General features: G+C 50.3%; 13 protein-coding genes. 5 read left to right on the top strand and 8 right to left on the bottom strand.

Going from position 1 to position 22,483, the window contains the following annotated elements:
* Positions 1-2,242: hypothetical protein (locus AACR41_RS03515; protein WP_030007809.1), on the bottom strand; the 2,242-nt coding region annotated here is incomplete at its 3' end.
* Between the two features lie 481 nt (positions 2,243-2,723).
* Positions 2,724-4,271, bottom strand: coding sequence for a M16 family metallopeptidase (locus tag AACR41_RS03510; protein WP_030007808.1), 1,548 nt, complete (start codon positions 4,269-4,271; stop codon positions 2,724-2,726).
* Between the two features lie 199 nt (positions 4,272-4,470).
* On the opposite strand from AACR41_RS03510, the gene AACR41_RS03505 reads away from it, so the two are divergent.
* On the top strand, positions 4,471-4,812 hold the full coding sequence (locus AACR41_RS03505; RefSeq protein WP_030007807.1) for a hypothetical protein: 342 nt from the start codon (positions 4,471-4,473) through the stop codon (positions 4,810-4,812).
* Positions 4,813-4,841: 29 nt separating this feature from the next.
* Entirely contained in the window at positions 4,842-6,644 is a 1,803-nt protein-coding gene (locus AACR41_RS03500) for a GAF domain-containing sensor histidine kinase (protein WP_052349710.1), read from the top strand.
* 33 nt (positions 6,645-6,677) lie between these two features.
* Here the strand turns inward: AACR41_RS03500 and AACR41_RS03495 are convergent, their stop codons facing one another.
* Together AACR41_RS03495 and AACR41_RS03490 are read right to left on the bottom strand one after the other, a co-directional pair.
* Complete coding sequence (locus AACR41_RS03495) at positions 6,678-7,526, bottom strand: mechanosensitive ion channel family protein (protein WP_223209950.1); 849 nt, start codon at positions 7,524-7,526, stop codon at positions 6,678-6,680.
* A 24-nt stretch (positions 7,527-7,550) separates the two neighbouring features.
* Entirely contained in the window at positions 7,551-8,783 is a 1,233-nt protein-coding gene (locus AACR41_RS03490) for a hypothetical protein (RefSeq protein ID WP_030007804.1), read from the bottom strand.
* Positions 8,784-9,063: 280 nt separating this feature from the next.
* On the opposite strand from AACR41_RS03490, the gene AACR41_RS03485 reads away from it, so the two are divergent.
* The gene (locus AACR41_RS03485; RefSeq protein WP_030007803.1) at positions 9,064-14,796 is read left to right on the top strand and encodes an alpha-2-macroglobulin family protein; all 5,733 of its coding nucleotides are present in this window, start codon (positions 9,064-9,066) and stop codon (positions 14,794-14,796) included.
* Here the strand turns inward: AACR41_RS03485 and AACR41_RS03480 are convergent.
* The gene (locus tag AACR41_RS03480) at positions 14,793-16,568 is read right to left on the bottom strand and encodes a R3H domain-containing nucleic acid-binding protein (protein ID WP_030007802.1); all 1,776 of its coding nucleotides are present in this window, start codon (positions 16,566-16,568) and stop codon (positions 14,793-14,795) included. The two genes, AACR41_RS03485 and AACR41_RS03480, sit on opposite strands and share 4 nt — an antisense overlap.
* The gene (gene ldpA / locus AACR41_RS03475) at positions 16,565-17,629 is read right to left on the bottom strand and encodes a circadian clock protein LdpA (protein WP_030007801.1); all 1,065 of its coding nucleotides are present in this window, start codon (positions 17,627-17,629) and stop codon (positions 16,565-16,567) included. The genes AACR41_RS03480 and ldpA overlap by 4 nt, the downstream gene beginning before the upstream one ends.
* Positions 17,630-17,767: 138 nt before the next feature.
* Here ldpA and AACR41_RS03470 point away from each other — a divergent pair, with 138 nt between their 5' ends.
* A complete protein-coding gene (locus AACR41_RS03470; RefSeq protein WP_030007800.1) occupies positions 17,768-19,495 on the top strand; it encodes a succinate dehydrogenase/fumarate reductase flavoprotein subunit in 1,728 nt (575 codons plus the stop codon).
* A 75-nt stretch (positions 19,496-19,570) separates the two neighbouring features.
* On the opposite strand, the gene AACR41_RS03465 is transcribed toward AACR41_RS03470, so the two are convergent.
* Together AACR41_RS03465 and AACR41_RS03460 are read right to left on the bottom strand one after the other, a co-directional pair.
* Complete coding sequence (locus AACR41_RS03465; protein WP_030007799.1) at positions 19,571-21,115, bottom strand: peptide ligase PGM1-related protein; 1,545 nt, start codon at positions 21,113-21,115, stop codon at positions 19,571-19,573.
* 86 nt (positions 21,116-21,201) lie between these two features.
* Positions 21,202-21,408, bottom strand: coding sequence for a DUF751 family protein (locus AACR41_RS03460; protein WP_012308162.1), 207 nt, complete (start codon positions 21,406-21,408; stop codon positions 21,202-21,204).
* 156 nt (positions 21,409-21,564) lie between these two features.
* Between AACR41_RS03460 and AACR41_RS03455 the strand changes: the two genes are divergently transcribed.
* Entirely contained in the window at positions 21,565-22,455 is an 891-nt protein-coding gene (locus AACR41_RS03455) for a branched-chain amino acid ABC transporter permease (protein WP_030007798.1), read from the top strand.
* The last annotated feature ends 28 nt before the right edge of the window (positions 22,456-22,483 follow it).

Below are 22,483 nucleotides of genomic sequence, written 5' to 3'. Positions count from 1 at the left end.
TGGCTCCATATACTCTCTCACTAGTCCCTTCATCGTAGGGAGTATAGAATGCACTGAATGTCACATTATCTGAAAGTTTTGAAATTAAATTCAGCGTAATATAGTTTTCGTCAGCATTATCCAAAAAACCGCCAATGTTACTCGCAACCCCAAGCACTAAATCTTCAATGCGAGCTGCCGCACTAATGACCCAATTGCTACCTCTGGCTTCGCTGAAAGTATCATCATCAAAACGATCAGGTTGGTCGAAAGCATACTTGAAACTTGATGCCAAGGTGAAGCTTGTATTAATTTGATTTGGATCCTCCTCATCTGCTTTAAACATTTTTAGAGCATTGAACCAGGCGTGGCTATAGTAATCTCGATCTGGGTTGAAATACCCCATCACACCGACAGAAGTCCGTCCATCTTTTTCTTGATTAATAAAGCTATGATCAAGTCCTGCATAGGGTTTGAACGCTTGACCAGACTCCCCGCCGGTATAGTCAAATAAAGCGCCTGTGTAATATCTAAAACGGTTTTGGACTTCAGTAACATTACCCGTGTAACTAATGTGCGGGACGTAATTTACTTCTTCGCTGTACCGAACAACATTACTCGCAATGGCTTCTCGCTCCACAACAGCGAGACGAATTTGAGCATAGACATCCGGAATATTGTTAAAGTTAAAGTTCTCTAGATTCTCGATACCAAAATTATCAAGAATACCCTCAGGAATTTGTGCTTCAACAAAGATGTTTTCATCGATACCTCCTTCAACTTCGAGGTCTAGTCCATCAATAATGCGGGGTTCACCGACATTCTCAAATCTTTCCCCTGGTCTCTCAATGATTTCAATACTCCGCTTGGTGATTGGCGATAAACCAATCCAGAGACCGTTGTAGATCCCGGCTGGCACGTCGGAGACTTCTAGGCCATCTGCAATGCGGGGAACATGTCTTGCCCTAGCAACACCTGCCTGATACCAAGTAAAGCTGTCATCCGGCAAGCGTGCTTCATTAGCGGCTCGAAACAGGTTTCTATTAATATACGGGCTGGCTGGCTGATCACTGGCATCCATGCTGGGTACAGCATCAGGTAACCATACAGTCGCCAACTGGGCCACAGCGTCTAAGTCATTATCTTTGTCATTGGGGATAAAGGTAAAAGCACGAATTGTTCTCCCTAAGGCCGCCTCTTCGCTATTTTGTTTAATGACTTGCCTGACATTCGCAAGTCCCACAGTGAAAACATTGTCTAATTCTTCGAAACGATTTGTGAAGCGATCACGCGAAAAATCTTCACTAAAGCCAGTGTTCCGTACATCGATGTCTAGGGCTGTGTCACCATTAAAAAAGCCGGGCTCGGTGATGGTATCAAAGGTTTCTTGGGGAATGACTTCGCCAAATCCGATTCCATAAAGCTCGAATCCGGTCGGAATAAGTCGCTCGTCATACCCTGAGAATCTTAAAGGAATTAAATAGTTACATTTTGTTTCAGCTGGTTCTTGGGGTTGTAACTGACCGCAATCACCGGCAAGGGTTAACTGAAATTCAAAGCCATTGACAAGCACTGGGATATTGAGATCTGTATCAACAGTACGACTTGTCCTTGCTGTTTTAAGTTGGAGATAGTTGCCACGAAAATCAGTTGTGACAATATTATCTTCGTTGATTTCACTCGTTAAGCTAGAACTTAGCTTTTTAAAAGCGTTAAAGCCAATATCACTAACTGTCGCATCCGCAGTCAATGCAGCTGTGGTGATCTGCCAGTCAGACAAATGAGTGATCGTTGTGCCATTGAGAATGAATGCTGTTCTCCGGGGACTATAGCCCGATGTATCGAGGGGACGGGAAGCTTTTTCTCCTGTATCGTCACTTTCGGCAGGCTGAGACAAAATTTCTTCAAGTTGTCCCTCTATATCTTCATCGTCTTCTGCAACCTCCTGGAGAGGCTCATCTTCATCTAAACCTAAATCTTCACTAACGCCTTCTGGTTCATTGAGTAGTTCCTCTAATTCAGATTCTACAGAACCCGCTGGGTCAGACACTGAATCAATTACGGAGTCAATGATTTCTTGTGATTGAGCAATAAGAAGGGGGGCTGTCTCTTTCTCAAGAATCACCGATTGGGAAGAAGAAACTGCCTCAAGAGTGTCTCGATTCGATACTGCTTGTCCTCCTGAAGCCAAGGCGGTTCCCGGCAATGACAGAAATCCCAAAACCCAAAGCGCTTGAATTAGAAGCTTTCTATTGTTGGACATGACACCTACACACCAAAAGAATGATTGCTTTCATTTTATGCAAGAGTTTTACAAACTTCTAGAAAACCCAAACATATTTAACGACCATCACAACATTCTTTACATAATAGGTATTTCTTTACTTTTTTCAACTACTTTTGTACTGCTGTAAAATCACAATAAATATCTCTTTTGGGAGATTGATTTTTGTTTTTTTATGGTACTCAAAATAGACAGTAAACTTCTTTTTTAATTACGAAGTTATTGTGAAGTTTTTGTAAAGCGAATCCAGATATCTGAAAAGCATCTTGATAATTTCCCAGTCCTAGGCAATTATCGAGATGTTTCTTGTGTCGATGAAGTTCCCAAAATGTGGAGGCTTAGGGGCAACTCAAAAGCATTAGCTACGGTTTTCCAGGATGAGATCTTGACAGCGTATTCTCACTCCGCATCCTTATGCATCCTTGATGATGGTCAAGAGGCGATCGCCTTTATTCCGTCTCTATTCCGTCGGTGCCGACAACAACTTCCCAACGGTGCGATTTTCTGGGGTAAAGGTTTCCTGGGCAACCCGTTGCACATCCTCTGCGGTAATCGCAGCAATGCGGTCTAGCTCCGTGAACAACTCCCGCCAGTCTCCCGTTTGCACTTCATAGGTCGCCAGTAGACGGGCCATACCCATATTGGAATCTAGCGATCGCAACAGACTGGCCCGGGCTTGGGTTTTTACACGCTCTAGCTCCTCAGGGCTCACTGGCTCTGTTTTCAAGCGTTCCAATTCCGCCGCAAAGGCCGCAGCCACATCATCTACAGTTTTTCCGGGAGCTGTGAGGGCATAGAGCAACATAATATTCGGATATTTTTCGCCGGGAAAACCATTAAACCCTTCCGCATTCAGGGCCACCTGCTGTTCTTCCACGAGGGACTTGTACAAACGGGATGTGCGGCCATTACTAAGAATCGAAGCGATAATTTGGTACACCACATAGTCTGGATCCGTTAACTGGGGCGCATGGTAGCCTTCCAAGTACCACGGTTGGCTGGGCAGTTCGAGGGTGACAGAACGGGTTTCTGTTTGGGGCGGCTCCACGGGAAGCGGCGGTTCCTCCAGGGCCGCAGCTTTGGGGAAACGACCAAAGTAAACCTCTGCCATGGCTTTGACCTGGGTGGGGTCTACATCTCCCACAATGGCGATGGTGAGGTTATCGGGGGTGTAGTGTTCCGCAAAGAAATCCTTAATGTCTTGGCGAGTCAGGTTACGAATATCTTCGTCATAACCGATTACCGGACGACGGTAGGGGTGAGTCGAAAAGGCCGTATCAAGAAAGACTTCGACCATTTTGCCGATGGGGGAATTATCCGTGCGCATCCGCCGTTCTTCGAGGATCACTTCCCGCTCTTTATAAAATTCCCGAAAAACAGGATCTAAAAAGCGTTCCGACTCGAGGGACATCCACAGTTCTAATTTGTTGCTAGGAAAACTGTAAAAGTATTGGGTATAGTCGGCGGACGTGGCGGCATTTAACCCAACCCCCCCAGCGGCTTCAACCACTTGGCCAAAGGCATTTTGGATGACATATTCGTTGGCTTCTGCTTGCACCTGCTGAAATTCGGTTTCAAGGGTCTCGAACTGGGCCATGTCGCCAGCTTCCTTGGCCTGCTGCATTTGGTCAAAGAGTCGATCAAGGCGATCTAATAGGACTTGTTCGGCCTCGTAGTTGGTGGTGCCGAGGTTTGTGCTGCCCTTAAAGGCGAGGTGTTCGAGGAAGTGGGCCACCCCTGTTTTGCCGTCGGGTTCATCGACGCCGCCCACATCGGCATAGGTGACAAAGGAAACGACGGGGGCGCTCCGGTCTTCGAGCACGATAAATTGCAGGCCATTGTCGAGGGTGAATTCGGTGATATTTTCAATGACTTGGTCGAGGTAGGGTTGAATCGAGGGGGTCACACCAGGAACCTGGGCCCAACTGATGGCGGGGGAAAGTTGCCAACTGATCACGGCGATTAAGCAACTGGCGAGTAATCTACGACGGAACAACCCTTTAAACATGGAGATTTTTGGTGATGATCTTGAAGAAAATATTCTCGTCCTATTCTAAAGGAAAGTTTTTGGAATGCCCGACGGGTTAGATCGGAAAATAGCGGCATTGATCCCCTGAAAACCGGAGAAATGGGCGACTCCTTGGCAAATTTTGGCGGGAATAAATAGTAAGATCGACGGGTCTACTTTGTCCTATCTTTGATTTTCGATGCCCATGGTTTCCCCTGATTCTGCCGCTAATCTCTCTGAACAACTTGACCGTATCCAGCAGGAATTATTAGCGATCGCCGCCCAATATGAAGGCAACGGGGAAAGGCTCCTGGAGATTTTGCGCGAACTAGAATTCACCCATCGTCAAATTTCTGAAGATTATTTTTATCCGAGTCTCCCGGAACGGCGACGGGATCTGTACAATATCCTGCGGGACATGGAAACGGAAGGGGGATGGCCCTACATTGCGCGGCCGAAGTTACAGTTTATTTTGGAAAAGTTTTTGGCGGTGGAGTCAGAAGCCCTAGAGAATGATTCTGAGGATGACGGGGAAGAATAAAAGTAGAGCAAGATATTTCAGGCGAAACCATGGTCTCCGCTGCCCTCTACGACTGCTTAGAATTTGGCATTTCATCCCCGCGCCTTTTAGCCCGCCTAACGGCGGCGATCGCCCAGCAGTTACAGGTGGATTGGGTTTGTTTGAGGGTCGATTTAAGCCCATCCCAAAGCCTCACCGAGACCTGGCCCACGAACCTAGCCGATGTCAATCCTGTTCTACCCCAAGAATTTCATCCTGACATTTGCACCTATACAGATTTACGTCACACGCCTTACCACACTTTGATGACCCAGGGTCTGGAGGCGATCGCCACTGTGCCCCTCCCCGCACAGCAGGCCCAGGGTTATCTATGGCTCGGTTGTCAGTCCCAAACCTTACCCCAGATAAACACCCTTGAGGCACTCCGTCCACCGCTCCAGTTGGCCCTTGGGATCTTGGCCCAGCAAAACCGCATCGCCAACTGCCAACAGTACCAACAGGCCCAGCGGGAAATTCAGCAGCTCATTGATGAAATTCAAGACACACCAAAATTATTTCAGGCAGCCAGTACCCAACTCCAAACAATTTTCGGCGTCGAGCAGGGAGGTATCCTTTTACTCAAATCGGCGAATCCCCTCCGTCAACGACAGGAACCTGATCCGACGGATACTTTAGAGCTTAAGTCTAGCTGGTCTGAGCTGCCGACCCAATGGTCGCTCCAGGATTGTGAACTCTGTCAGGTGGCTTGGCAAAAAGCGCCTCTGGTGTGGGCGATCGCCGATACCGCAACCCATCCCTGGCAGTCTCCCCTCCTGGGATCCCCAGTTCGTAGCCTACTCTTTGCTCCGTTAATGGGTGGGCAACCGTCTTCCCAGCACAGTCAACCGGTCTTAGGTTTTGTGATTTTGGCCCAGCGATCGCCCCGACAATGGCTCCCCGAAGAAATTCAAACCATGGCCAGCATTGCTCACCAATTGGGCCGCACGATGATCCACCACCAGGCCCTCCGGCAGGTGCAATCCCTGGTCGAAGAACGCACGAGTCAATTGAAATGGAGCCTTGAAGTCCAGGCGAAACTTAGTCAACAGATGCGGCACCAAATTCAACAACTGCGGCACCTTAATCGCTTGAAGGATGATTTTTTGAGCACCGTTAGTCACGAACTCAATACTCCCCTGGCAACGATGAAGCTGGCGATTAAAATGCTCAAACAACCGGGGCGATCGCCAGAAAAACAACGAACTTATTTAAACATTCTCGATCAAGAACTCAACCGAGAAAGCAAACTCATCCACGACCTGCTCCAGCTCCAACAGGCAGAGGCCAGTGAATTTGCCCTCAAACCCCAACGCCTCGCCCTCGGCCCGGCCCTCTCAGAGCTTGTGCAAAAGTTCCAAGATCGCTGGACTCCCCTCAAACAACTCCAGTTTCACCTCCGGTTTAAGCCCAAGGCTCTCAGCACAAAATTGCAATTTGAGACGGATCCCGAACAATTTCTCAATGCCATGAGTGAACTCCTCACCAATGCCGGGAAATATGCCACCCCCAAGAGTAACGTTACCCTCAGCGTTGAATATTTGGGGCGATCGCCAGCCCGGATTCAAATTCGCCTTTGTAACGATGGGGCTGCCATCCACACCGAAGAACAATCCCAAATTTTTGATAAATTTCGTCGGGGCACCGGGGCCACGGCCCAGGCTATTCCTGGTACTGGTCTTGGTCTCGCCCTCGTGAAAACCATTGTTGAACATTTAGAAGGTAGCATTACCGTTTCTAGTGACCCCAATCCTCACCGCAATGATTACCGCACGTGCTTTCTATTGGATTTTCCCCAGGCGATCGCCGGGTTTTAACGGGCGGATTTTTAAATCAATATAATTAACGACTTATTCCTCGGCATCCACGGTTTGGGGCACAAGCCTCGGATAAGGCAGACCTTGATGGGCGAAGGCTTGTTTCGCGCGACGGATTAAATCTGTTTTGTAGATAAATTCGTCCCTCGCATCCATGGGATAGCAACGGAGTTTGAATTGGGTGCCCCACATTTTTTCTTGCATCACCACCACAATCGGTAGCTTAAGCTGGGTATATTTGCTGCTGTAGGCCGCTTGGTAGAGAATTTGGATCACCTGCTCCACATCAACGCCATGGCCAAAGAAAAAGTCCGTGGCGACCTGGGCTTCGAGTTGACCGCTATTGGCATTGGAAACCGCCTCTGTCCAGGTTTTGTTGTGGGGAATGGTGACGAGGTTATCGTCGGGGGTCTGGAGCTGAATCCCCCGCAATCCATAGCCAACGACTTCGCCATAATGTTCGCCAATTTTAATGCGATCGCCAACGCGGTAGGGCGCTTCAAACAAGGCCACGGCTCCGGCAATGATCGAACTGACATAATCCTTAAAGGCAAAACCCAAGGCCACAGCGATGGTACCAGTTAGGGCGATGAGATTGTTTTGGGAGAGATTAAAAAATAAGTTCAGCAGATAAGCGAGGATTAAAATTAGGATCAAGCCCTTCCAGAAGGGGATTGATTGTTTAATCAAGAGCCGCAAGCGTCGGGGCACCCGTTCCGACAACCAGTTAATGGTGCCTTGGATCAGGGCCATCGTGCCGTAAGCAATGGCGATCGCCAGCACAGCCCGGAGGATTTTTTGGATCGTGAAATCCGTTAAAAGTCTTTGGGATAAATTTTCAGGCGGGTCAACCTGGGCGAAGAGGGTGAACCATTCAGACATCGGCACAAAGGATACTCCCATCGATTAATCTTCCCCCACGAAAAAATTGTTATTGGCCAGCTCACTTTTGAGGCGGATATAGTGGGCCGCTTGAATGGAGAGGGCCCCTTGATTTTCCCGCAACACCCCCTGGCGGAGGAGCCACTGGATCCGGGCTTGGATGCGATTCCGGGATTCTCCCAAACTCAAGGCCAGATGGGCGCGGCTAATTTGGCCATGGATCAAGACGGAATGGAGAATGTAAAGATCACCACTGGCTAAGCTAGGCAGACTGGGCAGGGCTGGTTTAACGCTCTCAAGGGTGAGGGGCTGTTGGTGCGGATCTGTTGCGTCGAAATCAAATTGGAGGTTTGGGTGTTGCTCGATTTGCTCTTGGTGAATCCGTAAGCTTTCGAGCCAAAGATTGGCGGCGATTTGACCTGTGCCGTCGGCTTGACTAGCGAGATTTTGCCAATCATCGAGGCTATCGCCTTTAGGGGAATCTGATTCAGCCGTATCTTCTGGCGGATCTTCGGGGACGTTAGGGGGCGGCAAAACCACCTGGGCAATGGGTTCTAACCAAGTCTGGAGCATTTCTCCTTTTAACTTAGGCAGGGTGTCCACATGGCTAAAATAGGCGCTAATTTGTCCCACAAAATCCAGAAAGTCCCAGGCCCAATGGTTACAACTCATGATCCAGAAACAGTGGCGATTTTGAATGGTGATATCCCGGAGGGTCTCAATGCCTTCCCAACCGCCAATACACCGGAGAAAACATTGCTCCAGACAGGGAATAATCACCAGGGTTTGCCGTTGTTCTAGTTGATCCACAGTGGGCTGATCTTGGCGATCGCCTGGGCTGAGATCAATCTGGGGATAAAGTTCTAGGGCTTTTTGGATCTGTTGGCTAATGTGCCTGGGGTGGAGGGGGCGCTGTAGACAATCTAGGGGAGTGAGGATTTCCAGATCAGGGAAAGTTTGGCGGGGAATACTCTCACTCAAAATTTTGGGGAGCGGCTCCACGGGATTGCCCAGGAGCACAAAACTGTTGGGGGCTTCTAAATTGGTTTGCCAAGTTTCAATGGCCTCGGTAATGGAGGTTTTAACAGGCGCACAATAGCCCTCTGGACTCGCCAGGGTTTCCAGTTGACGCGCCAGCTGGAGGGACAGGGTATCGGGGAGTTCTACCAAGTCGGCAGCTTCTTCCGTGGTTGCCTGCTGCTGGGTAAACCAGGTGTGGAACTGCTGTTTGAGGGAGTCAACAAAAAGAGGTGCCATGGCATCGGTAGGGAAAAGCTGCGGGGCGATCGCCAATCCATTCCCGGAGGAATCATCGTTATCAAGCCCATTTGCTCATAATTTGTCCGCCATTTTAGGGGATATTTGCAGAGCAGCCGACTTTTTCATCAAGATTGCGTCATTTTACCCAATGGTTCCCCCGGCGATCGCCACAATTTTGTCACGAATTAATATCTTTGTCGTTTTTAAGAAATATACAAAAAATCGTTTATTGCCAGGGTGATTCGTTATCACAGAAGAGAGAATCAGAGGGCATTGTATGGGGTTTCCACGTCGCTTTGTTAAATTTCTCTTACTGGCCTGTTTAAGCTGTCTGTTGGCGATCGCCGGATTGTCTGGGTGCCAACAAATCCTCCAAATCAGCCAGGTCACCAACCAAGCCGCGCCCTTTCCCGCCGTTGCCGCGCTCCCTTTACCAGAACTACCCGACTGGATCACCGAAATTAGCCCCACCGGAGACAGCGCTGACCTCGCCCAAATCAGGATTCTGTTTAAACATCCCCTGATTCCCGTCGCCCAACTCGAAAGCCCCCAGGAAACAGCCCTCCTCCAAAAGATTGAACTACTCCCCGCCATTTCTGGGCAATTTCGCTTCCTCACACCGAAAATGATTGGTTTTCAAGCCGACCAACCCCTGCCCAAAGCCACCCGTTTCCGAGTTACTCTCAAATCCGGTTTAGGGGATCTCGAAAATAATCAACTCACGAAAGATTTAGCTTGGACATTCCAAACGTCCCAAATTCGCCTCAGCAATTTACCTGGGGTTGTCGGCACTTTGCCCGAAGATGCAGAACCCTTGGGTCTTGAGGAAGAAAGCACAGTGACTAGCAACACCCGACTCGACCTCGACTCCCTCAAGCAACATACTGTTTTTGTCAGCGGCCAGAGCAAAGTTAAGGCAACTGTTACGATGCAGGAACCGCCAGCAGATATTCTTTCAGACGGTCAATTTGATCCAGAAAAAACCTGGCAATACATTATTAAACCCCGTCAACCTTTACAGAAAGCGAGTCAATACACCCTAGAATTTCAACCAGGAATCGCCCCAGACCAAGGCAACTTGACCACCGAAAAAAGCTTTCGTTCCGTCTTTAAAACCTATGCGCCGTTGCAATATGAAGAAATGACTTTCTACGGGCAACCGGATGCGGGGGGAGCCTATGGTCGCTTTGTGAAAGGGAGTGCCCAACTGGTTTTTAATAATGGTTTGGATGCAGATTCTGCCCTTGAAAATATTACGATTAGCCCAAAACCGGAGGGGGATGATCTCGTCGTTCGTACCTATCCCGGTAGCCGCTCGGTGGATCTGAATCCGTGGGTGCTCCAACCGAATACTGATTACACGATTACGATTAGCAAAAATCTCAAGGATCAATACGGGCAGACCCTCGGCAAGGATCAAACCATTACCTATAACCCCGGTGATGTAGCGGCGGATATTTGGGCGCAACAGGATCTGAATATTTTTCCGGCGGGGACGGATCTGAATCTTGATATTGAAACGATTAATTTACCGGAAGGGAAGTTTCAGGTGGGTTATCGGGTGGTGCAACCGACGGATTTGGTTTACGCGGCGACGGCTTATCCGCAAAATAACAGCACCGATTTAGTGCCGTCCGAAAGCAGTTGGGAAAGTATTACGGTTAAACAACCGAAAAATCAGTTGGTGAAAACGCCGATTCCGATTCGGGAAAAATTGGGTGGAAATACGGGTTTACTCGCCTACGGGATTACGGCAAAAACCAATACCTATAAGGATCAGAATAATCAAACCCAGTGGCGATCGCCGCAATATTATGGCTTGGTGCAGTTGACGAATTTGGGGGTGTTTGCCCAGTGGTTTCCGGAGTCGGGCATTGTGCGGGTACACCATCTGGATACGGGGAAAGCAGTTGCCAATGCCCAGATTGAGATTTATCAATCCAAGTTAGATCAAAAAACGAAGGGCAATCCCCAAGCTTGTTTTACGGGACAGACCGATGGGGGTGGTAATTTACTCGTTGCGGGAAATGGCTGGCGGAGTTGTTTGCAGGGTCAAGAATATGCGCCGCAATTACTCGTGATTGCCCGCGAAAATTCGGACTGGGCTTTTATGCGTACCGATGAGTACAGCGGTTCCTACGGTTACGGGATTTATGCCGATTGGGATAATGGGGAAACCCAAGGGCGGGGCACAATTTTTAGCGATCGCCAACTGTATCAACCGGGCGAAAAGGCTTATTTTACGGGGGTTGCCTATTATTTGAAAAATGGGAAATTGCGGCAGGATATTAACCAAAATTACAAGGTGATCCTGAGTAATCCAGAGGGGAAAGAGACCACGTTAGGCAACTTCCAAACGAATCGCTACGGCACGTTTACGGTGGAATGGGATGTGCCGAAAACGCAGGATTTGGGGAGTTATTACCTCCGGGCGGAAGCTGCCAATGGGGTGAATATTTACGGGGATTTTCGGGTGGCTGAATTTCGTCCACCGAATTTCAAGGTAGACCTGAAACTTGATCAAAAATTCGCCAAAATGGGCGATCGCCTGACGGCTACGACCCAGAGCGATTATTTGTTTGGTGCGCCCGTGAGCAACAGCAAGGTGAATTATTACATCACCCGCAGTCGCGGTTATTTTCAACCGGAGGGGTGGGACGAATTCCAGTTTGGGCGGCAGTGGCATTGGTCGGAAACGGAGCCATCCATTAGTAGCGATGTCCTGCAAACGCAAAAAACCTTAAACGATGGCGGGCAAAGTTCCCAAACCATCGACGTGGCGCGGGATCTGCCCTATCCAGTGACCTATCGCGTGGAAACAGAAGTGACCGATGCGGCAAATCTATCCGTGTCCAATACCCAAACCTTTACCGCGTTGCCCGGTGATCGCCTGATTGGGATCAACCATGATTTTGTTGCCGATGCGGAAAAACCCTTTAAAACCCAAGTGATTGTCACCAGTCCCGACGGGAAAGTGATGGAAGGGCAAACGGTCAAATTAGAATTGCAGAAGGTCAATTACAGCGAAGTTTCCCAAATTATCGAGGGATCTCAAGTTAAACGCCCCCAAGTGGAATACGAGGCGATCGCCAGCCAAACTATTAAATCTGCCGCCAAACCCCAAACCGTAGAATTAACCGCCCCCGACAGTGGTTCCTATCGCCTCCATGCCACCATTAGCGGGCAACCCGATGCCGCCGCCACCGATAGTTTCATTTGGGTCAGCGGTGCGGGCTGGTTTAATTGGGGCGATCGCTTCGACAATAACCGAGTGGAAGTCACCCTTGACAAAGATGAGTACAAGATTGGCGACACCGCGATAGCGTTAATTCAATCCCCCTACCCCGAAGCAGAACTGTATTTTTCCGTGATTCGCCACGGCGTACTATACGAAACCCAGCAAACCGTGACCGGAGCCGCGCCCCAAGTGCAATTTACCGTCACGCCGGAGATGTTGCCCAATGCGGCGGTGGAAGCCGTTTTGATTCATAGGGGGGAATCCATTGAAGCTGCCCGCAAAAATGGCGTGGATAAGCTGATGAAAATTGGCTTTGATGATTTCCGCACGAGCCTCGCCGAGAAAAAATTAACCGTCGCCATTCAGCCCCAGCAGAATCAGGTGATGCCCGGTGACGCACAAACCTTAAATCTGCAACTCAAGGATCAAGGGGATCAACCCGTTGCCGGACAGTTAACGGTGATGGTGGTCAATGAAGCGATTTTGCAATTGACGGGCTATCGTCCTCCCGATCTGCTGGCTGAAATTTATCGCGACCAACCGATCACCACCCGCTGGGCTGATAATCGCCCCGATGTGACTATTGCGCCGATGGATTCGACCGAAGCAAAAGGTTGGGGTTATGGCGGTGGTGAATCTTCTGCGTTAGCCAATACCCGCACCCGCACCGATTTCAAGGCGATCGCCTTTTATGATGGTTCCGTTTTAACGGACAGCAACGGTCAAGCGGCAGTCTCCTTTACCCTGCCCGATGACCTGACCACCTGGCGCGTCCTCGTGGTGGCAACGGATGATCAAATGCGTTTTGGTAATGGCGACGAAACCTTTATCGCCACCCAACCTCTATTAACCAATCCTGTGTTACCCCAATTTGCACGGGTAGGCGATCGCCTTGAGGGGGGCGTGATGGTCACCAATACCACGGGTTCCAAAGGTCGCTTAAATATTGAAGCCCAAGTACAGGGGGCGATCGCCTTTGTCCAAGGGAATAAACAACGGCAAACGCAAACCGCCGAAATTGGCAATAATACCGAGGTGTACCGTTTTCCGATGGTTACCAACGAAGCCGGAACCGCCACCTTTAAATTTACAACCCAGAAAAATGGGGTCGCCGATGCCGTGGAAGTGCCCCTCGACGTGAAGCAATTAGCGGTCAAAGAACAGGCGATCGCCACGGGGATTTTGACCGAGGCTGAAGTAAAAATTCCCCTGAACATTGATCGGCAAGTCGTTTCCAACCAAGGCGGCTTAACGGTCACCGTTGCTAGTACCCTGATTCCAGAATTAACTGCCCCTGCCCAAGATACCTTTAACGACGACGATTTCCCGTTCCTCGAACCCACCGCCAGTCAACTGCTCATTGCGGCTAATTTAGAAATGCTCAAACAGCGGTATGGTCAAGCCTTTGCCAATTTCGACAGCCAAGCCGAAGCGAGCCAAGCCCTCACCCATCTCAGCCAATTGCAACTCGCCAGTGGTGGCTTTGCCTCTTTCCCCAGAGACGATACCCCCGATCCCTATGTCACCCCCTACGCCGCCGAGGCGATCGCCCTTGCCCAACAAGCCGGATTACCCGTCGATTCAGGGCTGGTGAATAAACTGAAAACCTATCTTGATCAAACCCTTGCCAATCCTGCCCAATTTAGCGAATGCAGCACCACCAACTGCAAAAATACCGTCCGCCTCGAAACCCTCTTAGCCCTTGATCAATTCGGGGATGTGCGCGGCGATTTTGCGGCAACCCTGTACGATGCCCGCGCAGACTTTGATGCCGTCGGCAAAATTAAATTAGCCCGCCACCTTTCCCAACTGCTCGATTGGCAAATCCAAGCCCAGGAGTTAGCTGATGAAGTCAACGAGTTAATTTATCAAACCGGACGCACCGCCCAGATTAATTTGCCCCAACGCTGGTTTTGGTATCACTCCAACACCACCGCCCAATCCCAAGTCCTCCGCCTTTTTGTGGACATTGAGCAAACCCCCACCACCCTCAGCCAAATCTTACAAGGGTTGCTCGATCAACGGCGCGATGGCACCTGGCAAACCAGTTATGACAATGCTCAAGCCCTCACCGCCTTAACTGCCTACAGCGCAACGGAATCGATTCCACCCAGCTTGAGTGGCGCTATCAAGCTTGACCGTAAACAATTGGGTGAATTTAATTTCCAAGGCTACGAAAATCCCAGTGCCACCGTCGATGTGCCGATGCAGGATCTCCCCAAAGGCAATAGGGATCTGATTATCCAAAAAGACGGCGACGGCAAACTCCATTACCTGAGTGAATTTAACTATCGTCTCCCAGGCAGCCAACCCGGCAAACTAAACGGATTGCGCATTACCCGCTATATCCGCCCCGCTAACCAAACCGAAGTCGCCCGTAAATATGGGTTGTACGATCTAAAAGAACCCTTTAGCGTCGAAGCCGGACAAGTCTTTGACATTGGTTTAGAAGTAATCACCGATCACCCCGTCAATCATGTGTTGATTAGCGATCCCCTCCCCGCCGGCTTTGAAGCGATTGACACTGATTTTCAAACCGCCACCACCTATTACCAACCCCAACAGGACGCATGGCAACTCAGCTACCAAAAAGTCTATAAAGATAAAGTCGTTGCCTACGGCGATCGCCTGAATGCGGGCGTATATAACCTGCACTATCTCGTGCGGGCGATCACCCCCGGCAGCTTTGACTATCCTGGGGCTGAAGTGTCACTGCAATACAACGCCGAAACCTTCGGCAGAAGTACTTCCTCGACGTTAGAGGTGAATTAAGCAGGGAAAATCCGCAGGCGACGGTTTGGTTCTTCCCCAAAGCTCGATGATTGCAGACGGTAATGCTCAATCAGTTCGTGCTGCATCTTACGGATTTTGGCCGAACGGGGCAGCAGTTCCACGGGTTGACCCTGGGGAATGACGATTTGCTCCACTGCTAGACGGGCTTCTTCGAGGGCATCAATTTCATCGTCGCTATTGCTTTGGGCAAATAACCGTAAATCTGTCGGTTCCTGGTTTTGGGGATCATCTAAATTCAAAATGCGCCGCAAACCCCGCGTGATTTGGGGGATTGTATTAGACTTCACCGCATGGATCGGTACATGGCAAGTTTGGGCGATTTGACGCAATTTAGAATGATTTTTCAACTGCGATCGCAACGCTAAAACCGCATCGGCCCCTTCGAGATCTTTGGTGAGTTCGATGGGCAGCCGCAAAATTTCGATCACCTGCTCTAACTGCGATCGCCCGACGCCATAGGGATAGACATACACGGGATAATCCTCTCCATTGGGGCCAGGCACTCGCACTTTCTCCTGCTGTTGTGGATCACGGGCAATCCAAGATTGATCAATGAGGGGATCGAGGGCGTTGCTTCTAGGGGAAACTAATTTTTTTTTCTGGCTACCGAAAGGGAGAGGAGCCATTTTGCCAGAAGCACGCAGTCCCCGTGGACGGCTGGGTTCAGGGGCCATCTTTGTTTGGGGGTTCCAGTTAGGAATCTCGACGGGATGCTCCATTTCCTCGGTGATCTTCACATTGCCTTGATCATCGACGGTGCGTACTTCCAGTAACGGTTGGTGACCCCGCAAGAGGGTATCAATGGTGATCGACACATCACTATGAACCACCCACCGTTGCCGTTCTAACATTTCTACGGCCACATCAAAGGTTGGAGGCGCTTTTCGTTCGAGGACGGTTTTTTGCGATCGCCGTTTGCGGGCCTCTTCATCCCCCAGGGTAACGGCTTGGATGCCGCCGACGAGATCCGAAAGGGTGGGGTTTTTAATCAAGTTTTCAATGCGATTACCGTGGGCTGTCCCGACAAGTTGAACACCCCGTTCGGCAATGGTTCTGGCGGCCTGGGCTTCAAGTTCGGTGCCAATTTCATCAATGATAATCACTTCAGGCATATGGTTTTCCACCGCCTCGATCATCACCTTATGTTGCAATTCCGGCGTGGCCACCTGCATCCGGCGGGCGCGACCAATGGCGGAATGGGGAATATCACCGTCCCCGGCAATTTCATTGGAGGTATCGATAATCACCACCCGTTTGCCAAAGTCATCGGCGAGAACCCGCGCAATTTCCCGCAGCGCCGTAGTTTTACCGACCCCAGGCCGTCCTAACAAGAGGATCGATTTACCGCTTTCAACGAGTTCCTGGATCATCAAAATCGTGCCAAACACGGCGCGACCGATGCGACAGGTTAAACCAACGATGTCCCCCTGGCGGTTACGCATGGCACTGATCCGGTGCAGGGTGCGTTCGATACCCGCCCGGTTGTCGCCACTAAACATCCCCACCCGCTCCACGGAATATTGCAAATCTTCGCGGCTAATGGGGCGATCGCCTAGATCTTCGGTGCTATTTTCAAAGCGAGCTTCGGGGATGCGACCGAGATCCATCACCACTTCGATCAGGGCGTTTTTATTGGGGTGGTCGGCGAGGCGATCGCGGATCGAATCGGGCAAAATCGTTAGCAGTTTTTCGAGGTCGTCCGTCACGAGGCGGCGGTGGGCCGGAAAAGCAGGGGATTGGGGTGCGGTCATAGACTAAGGCTTGGGTTTAACGAAGATTTTAGTGGATTTATCAACTGGCTGGCATAGGCGATCGCCTGGTCAAAGCGTTCGGGATCGGATTCAAGGGGTTTCGGCTGCATTTCAGGGCCATTTTCTAAGATGGGCTGGAGGATTTTTCGGGCATAACCACCAAAGGCAATCCCGGCAACAGAAGGCGTTTGAGCATCATGAAGTAGGCCGAGCCGTTGCAATTTTTCAATGGTGTGATTATTCGTGCCACCCGCCAGTTGCACATAACCCGGCAAATCGCTCTGGAGAACTTTTTGGGCAAACTGAATGCTGGCATGGATCGTCCCTTTACCAATGTCGCCACTCATGGGCCGTCCGTCCGTTTGCCAAAGGAGTAGACAATCTAGGGGCTGAATTTCGGCGAATAATTGTCCGAGATAGGACAACACATCGGGGTGATCCTGGCAGCTAATCGCCAACAATTTCAAATGATGATGAACCGGTTTGAGGGTCTGCCAAAGCCGTTGAAAATCAGCAAAATGGCCCACTTGGGTATGGATTTCCACCGCATCGATCGCCATGGTTGTGATCATCTCGGCGGCGGCCTTGGGACTGGAAAGATAATTCTGCGCTTCGATTAAACCCAAAGGACAGATGGGCAAACAGCGGCCGCAACCATAACAGCGATCGCCAATTACACCCGTGTGATCAATCGCTAGGGCAGGACAAACGGTTTCGCAGGGGCGCGGACAATCGGCGGGACAACGATTTGGGTTAAAAAACGCTTTGCGGAAGTGGGGATCTTCGGCGTCATTGAGGCTAATCATCAACCAGGGTTTGCCCTGCCATTGGGGAAATTTTGCTGGATTTTGACAGGCGATCGCCTCCGCCTGGATGAGCGATTCCTGGGCCATGGTCACCACCGCCGGATCCGCCGCTACATCGATGCAATCGGCACCCACTAAGCTGTAAACGAGGGTTAAATCACGGATGGCGGGGAGATGCTGAAAACTCGCACCACAGATGAGTTTGAACCAGTGGCCAGCGGTGAGGGATTGGGCAGGAAAAAGAGATTGCTTCACCCCTTTATCGTAACGCTCTAATTTTCCCTTTGGAAAGTCTTGATCAGGAGAGAAAGATGTAAAAAACCGTAAGGGCGATCGCCTTTCTTCCCGACCTCTAACCCACAATAGAAAGAATAACCCCTGATCTTTGTGGATATGTTGCAACACGACGTCATTATTGTCGGTGGTGGTTTGGCTGGCTGCCGCGCTGCCCTTGAGATTAAAAAGAAAAATCCAAACTTTGATGTGGGACTCGTCGCGAAAACCCACCCGATCCGCTCCCATTCCGTGGCGGCCCAAGGGGGGATTGCTGCCAGCTTGAAAAATGTTGATCCAGAAGATAATTGGGAAGCCCACGCCTTCGATACGGTCAAAGGTTCTGATTACCTCGCCGATCAAGATGCCGTCGAAATTTTGACGAAAGAAGCCCCCGACGTAATCATTGAGTTGGAACATTTAGGGGTTTTGTTTTCGCGCCTAGAGGATGGCCGCATTGCCCAGCGCGCCTTCGGGGGTCATTCCCACAAACGGACTTGTTATGCTGCCGATAAAACAGGTCACGCGATCCTCCATGAACTGGTGAATAACCTACGGCGCAATGGGGTCACAATCTACGACGAATGGTACGTGATGAACCTGATCTTTGAGGAGAATCAGGCGAAGGGCATTGTCATGTATCACATCGAAACTGGACATTTAGAAATTGTCCAAACGAAGGCCGTGATGTTTGCAACGGGGGGCTATGGCCGGGTGTTTAACACCACCTCCAATGATTTTGCTTCCACCGGAGACGGTTTAGCGATGACGGCGGCGGTGGGGTTGCCCTTAGAAGATATGGAATTTGTGCAGTTCCATCCGACCGGACTTTTTCCCGTCGGTGTCCTCATTTCCGAGGCGGTACGGGGGGAAGGAGCTTATCTGAGAAATAGTGATGGTGATCGCTTTATGGAAAAATACGCCCCGAAGCAGATGGAATTGGCCCCACGGGATATTACTTCCCGGGCGATTACCCTAGAAATTCGGGCCGGACGGGGCATTCATCCCGATGGTAGTGCGGGCGGCAATTTTGTCCATCTCGATCTCACCCACATGGGTAAGGAAAAAATTATGGAGCGGGTACCCTTTTGTTGGGAAGAAGCCCACCGTCTTGTCGGCGTTGATGCCATTAATGAACCGATGCCTGTGCGTCCCACGGCTCACTATTCCATGGGCGGCATCCCCGTGAATACCGATGGTCGGGTGCGGCGCAATGGTACCGAATTAACCGAGGGCTTTTTTGCGGCAGGGGAATGTGCCTGTGTCTCCGTCCATGGAGCCAACCGTCTCGGCAGTAATTCCCTTTTAGAATGTGTGGTCTATGGCCAGCGGGTCGGTGGCAAGATTGCCGATTATATTGGCGATCGCTCTTTCCCAGAGATTAACGAACAACAATATTTAGACGAAGCGAAAAATCGCATCGGGCAACTTCTCAATCAATCCGGCAATCTGCGCATCCATAATCTCAGGCAGCAGTTTCAAGACGCCATGAGCGACCATTGTGGTGTCTTTAGAACCGAGGCAACCATGGCGGCAGGGCTAGAACAAATCCAACATCTTAAGGATCAATACAATCATCTTTTTCTTGATGACAAAGATATCCATTGGAATACGGAACTGATTGAAGCCCTAGAGTTACAGAGCATTTTAAAAGTCGGAGAAGCCATTCTTACCTCTGCTTACCACCGCAAAGAAAGCCGGGGGGCGCACTCCAGGGAAGATTTCCCCGCCAGGGATGATCAAACCTATCTAGCCCATACCCTGAGTTTCTGCAACGACACAGGTGTAACGATTGAGTATATGCCCGTCGTCATTAATCGTTTTGAACCCAAAGAGCGCAAGTATTGAAGCCCTCAGCCCTTCTCAAAGGTGGTGCTGTGGCATCTTGCCCAAGAATACGGATTAAGGTTCCTTAGAAAAGACTTACCACGTCAAGGGAAGTGTCACCGTTGCAGGGCGTTGACTGGTCGTTTCTAAATCTAAAGCTTGCTCGACCTGTTGATAAATTTGGGCGGCTTCTTCGGGAGAATTCCCAATGCTGGTCAGCCCTAATTTGCCAAATTCTGAAAGGGTGCCCATCAGGTGGAACACGCTCCCTGTTTTTGTACTGCTGTCGAAATGGAGGCCATGGGCGGCGATGATATCCATCAAATCACTGGGCAGGAGGCCTTGGTATTGGGGTTTCTGGAGATTGTCAGAGGCGATGTAGTATTTTTTCTGGTGTTGGGGGGTGAAGAATGACCCTGTAGCGCAGTCATAGAAGCCGTTGGTTAACAGTTGCAATGTCATCAACGGGTGGGTCGTGCCCCCTTTGCGGAGGTTAATTTCAATGGCCTGGAGATCCCAACTGTGGTCGGGGTTTTCGGTGGCGATAAAATCGACGCCATAGCGTTCCATCGCTCCCTTTTCAGCGAGAATCTTGCCGACTTTTAGGCCCAGTTCCTGTAACTGTAGGCGATATTCGCTGGCGGCGGGAAAATGGCATCCCAAGTAAATTTGGCCATCCTGTCCCCCCAGAATTTGGTCGTGGGTCGAGAGGATTTGGACTTCACCACTGGGCGTAATTAACCCTTGGACACTGGGCGATCGCTTTGGATTTCCTTCGATAAAGGCTTCGGCGATCGCCCCTAGTTCGGGAATGCGCGAGGCAAAATTATCCCAGGTTTCGCCGCTGGCCTGGAAACTGAGCTTGGGCAAAGCCGCCGCAATCTGTTCACAACGTTCCGTAAAACTGTCTCCTGGCGACAGAGCAGGTAACTTTAACACCGCATTCCCTTCCCCCGAAAACCCCTCGTTTAGCTTAATCACGATTCGTTTGAGGTGGGGTTGCCGCTCCCACAGTTGCGCCGTAACCTGGATCAATTCCGGCACCGTTTTCACCAAAGCACTGCCATCGGGAAAAGGAACACCCGCCGTTTGAAAGATCTCGCGACTGCCACTTTTCGAGCCCCAATAGTTCAGGCTGGGGCTGGCGGCAAAGAGGGGAATTTGCAGTTTTTCTGACAGTTCCTGTTCTAGGGGCGTTGAGTTGTAACACACCATATAGGACTGGTTCGGGCGCAGGGCGCGGCGAATTCTTTCCACCAGCCGGGGCCGCTCCAAAATCTTTTGGGTTAAAGGTTTGTAAGAATTATCATAGGTGGTCACCAACAGCAGGCGATCGCGGGCATGGGAAAACGGAATCCCCGATAGGAGCTGGAGATAGTAGTCAATGATCAAAGGAGCGAGGGGTTGGGCCGTGACATAAATCAAGCGCGTGTGGGGATTGCGCAGGCGAATCAGTGAGAACAGTAACCGCTCTTCATAGTGCAAAAATCCAGGCACTTTCTGGCCGACCCGCTGATCCACACTAAAAGAAGGCACCACTAAAATATCTTGATCGTCCGCCTCAAAATCAGCCGAATCTTGCCAACGCTGGCGCAGTTGCTGTTGTAATGCCGCGAAGGTCTGGAAAGAAGGATTATGCACCGTTTTTTGCCCAGATCGAACTCATAGGATCGTTTTTGACCACCCTACGTCTGATCTTAAAATTTTCTGTCCAGCTTACAAAAAAGCTAAACAACACTTAAACCAAGCATTGCCCGCAGGGTGAAGTAGAGAAACGCAAAGAGACCCACCAAAAGCCCAATCGTGGCGGTGGCCGTCGCTTTATTTTTAAAAAATAGTGGCTTCAGCCATTCAAATACACTGATAAAAATCCCCAGGATCAAACTAATCATGTAACGGGGGTAGCGGAGGACGTTCTCAAAAAACTCTTGCATAGCACCGGAGGGGGAATTTTATGGGTTTAAATAGGGAAGATTTTATGGCTTCAAATTGTAGCATTCCCCTCTGCGTTCCCAGTTTTCCCCTGCCAAGGTAGGCTTGGTAAGATTAATTCATTTTTTATTTCCTTAGCCCTTACCTTCACCTTCGCCATGGACACCCTGCAACTCGTTCTCAATGGTCTGTCGGTCGGGAGTATCCTGGCCCTTGCTGCCGTGGGACTGACCCTAACCTACGGGATTCTGCGCTTATCCAATTTTGCCCACGGGGACTATATGACCCTGGGAGCTTACATTACCTGGTTGAGTAATTCCCTGGGGTTAAATATTTGGCTGTCGATGGTGGTAGGGGCCTTTGGCACCATTGGTGGGATGCTCGTGGCAGAAAAATTACTCTGGCAGCCGATGCGAGATAAGCGGGCGACACCGACAACCTTGATCATCATCTCCATTGGTTTGGCACTGTTTATCCGTAGTGCAGTGCTGTTTATTTGGGGCAGTGGCAATCAACAATATGATCTCCCGGTGGTGCGGGCCATTAACTTGACCGAACTTGTGGGACTCCCAGAAACGGTGCCAGATTTGCGCATTGCCTACTATCGGGTCGTGGTGATGGTGCTGACAATTTTAGTAATTTTAGGGCTGCATTTTATCCTGCAAAATAGCAAGGTTGGCAAAGCGATGCGGGCGGTAGCTGACAATATTGACCTGGCACGGGTGTCCGGCATTGACGTGGAACGGGTGGTGCTCTGGACTTGGATTATTACAGGAACTTTAACGGCGATCGCCGGCAGTATGTACGGGCTGATCACCACGGTGCGGCCGAATATGGGCTGGTTTTTAATTTTGCCGATGTTTGCTTCGGTGATCTTGGGGGGCATTGGCAATCCCTACGGGGCGATCGCCGGTGCTTTTGTGATTGGCATTGCCCAAGAACTCAGTGTGGCCTGGCTTGGCCCAGACTACAAGCTGGGGGTTGCGCTGTTCATTATGGTGGTCTTGCTGTTGGTGCGGCCCCAGGGTCTTTTTAAGGGCACCATGTAAATGGCGTCTTAAAGTCCATATCGGTGAA

It is taken from the genome of Picosynechococcus sp. NKBG042902, assembly GCF_963864045.1.
Classification (GTDB): domain Bacteria; phylum Cyanobacteriota; class Cyanobacteriia; order Cyanobacteriales; family MRBY01; genus MRBY01.
The sequence above is the reverse complement of the archived record's forward strand: the minus strand, read 5'-3'. Positions and strand labels throughout refer to the sequence as shown.

Bases quoted from the DNA above. Each gene is read 5' to 3' on its own strand.
- AACR41_RS03510 (WP_030007808.1), bottom strand. From the start codon at position 4,271: ATGTTTAAAGGGTTGTTCCGTCGTAGATTACTCGCCAGTTGCTTAATC.
- AACR41_RS03505 (WP_030007807.1), top strand. From the start codon at position 4,471: ATGCCCATGGTTTCCCCTGATTCTGCCGCTAATCTCTCTGAACAACTT.
- AACR41_RS03500 (WP_052349710.1), top strand. From the start codon at position 4,842: ATGGTCTCCGCTGCCCTCTACGACTGCTTAGAATTTGGCATTTCATCC.
- AACR41_RS03495 (WP_223209950.1), bottom strand. From the start codon at position 7,526: ATGTCTGAATGGTTCACCCTCTTCGCCCAGGTTGACCCGCCTGAAAAT.
- AACR41_RS03490 (WP_030007804.1), bottom strand. From the start codon at position 8,783: ATGGCACCTCTTTTTGTTGACTCCCTCAAACAGCAGTTCCACACCTGG.
- AACR41_RS03485 (WP_030007803.1), top strand. From the start codon at position 9,064: ATGGGGTTTCCACGTCGCTTTGTTAAATTTCTCTTACTGGCCTGTTTA.
- AACR41_RS03480 (WP_030007802.1), bottom strand. From the start codon at position 16,568: ATGACCGCACCCCAATCCCCTGCTTTTCCGGCCCACCGCCGCCTCGTG.
- AACR41_RS03470 (WP_030007800.1), top strand. From the start codon at position 17,768: ATGTTGCAACACGACGTCATTATTGTCGGTGGTGGTTTGGCTGGCTGC.
- AACR41_RS03460 (WP_012308162.1), bottom strand. From the start codon at position 21,408: ATGCAAGAGTTTTTTGAGAACGTCCTCCGCTACCCCCGTTACATGATT.
- AACR41_RS03455 (WP_030007798.1), top strand. From the start codon at position 21,565: ATGGACACCCTGCAACTCGTTCTCAATGGTCTGTCGGTCGGGAGTATC.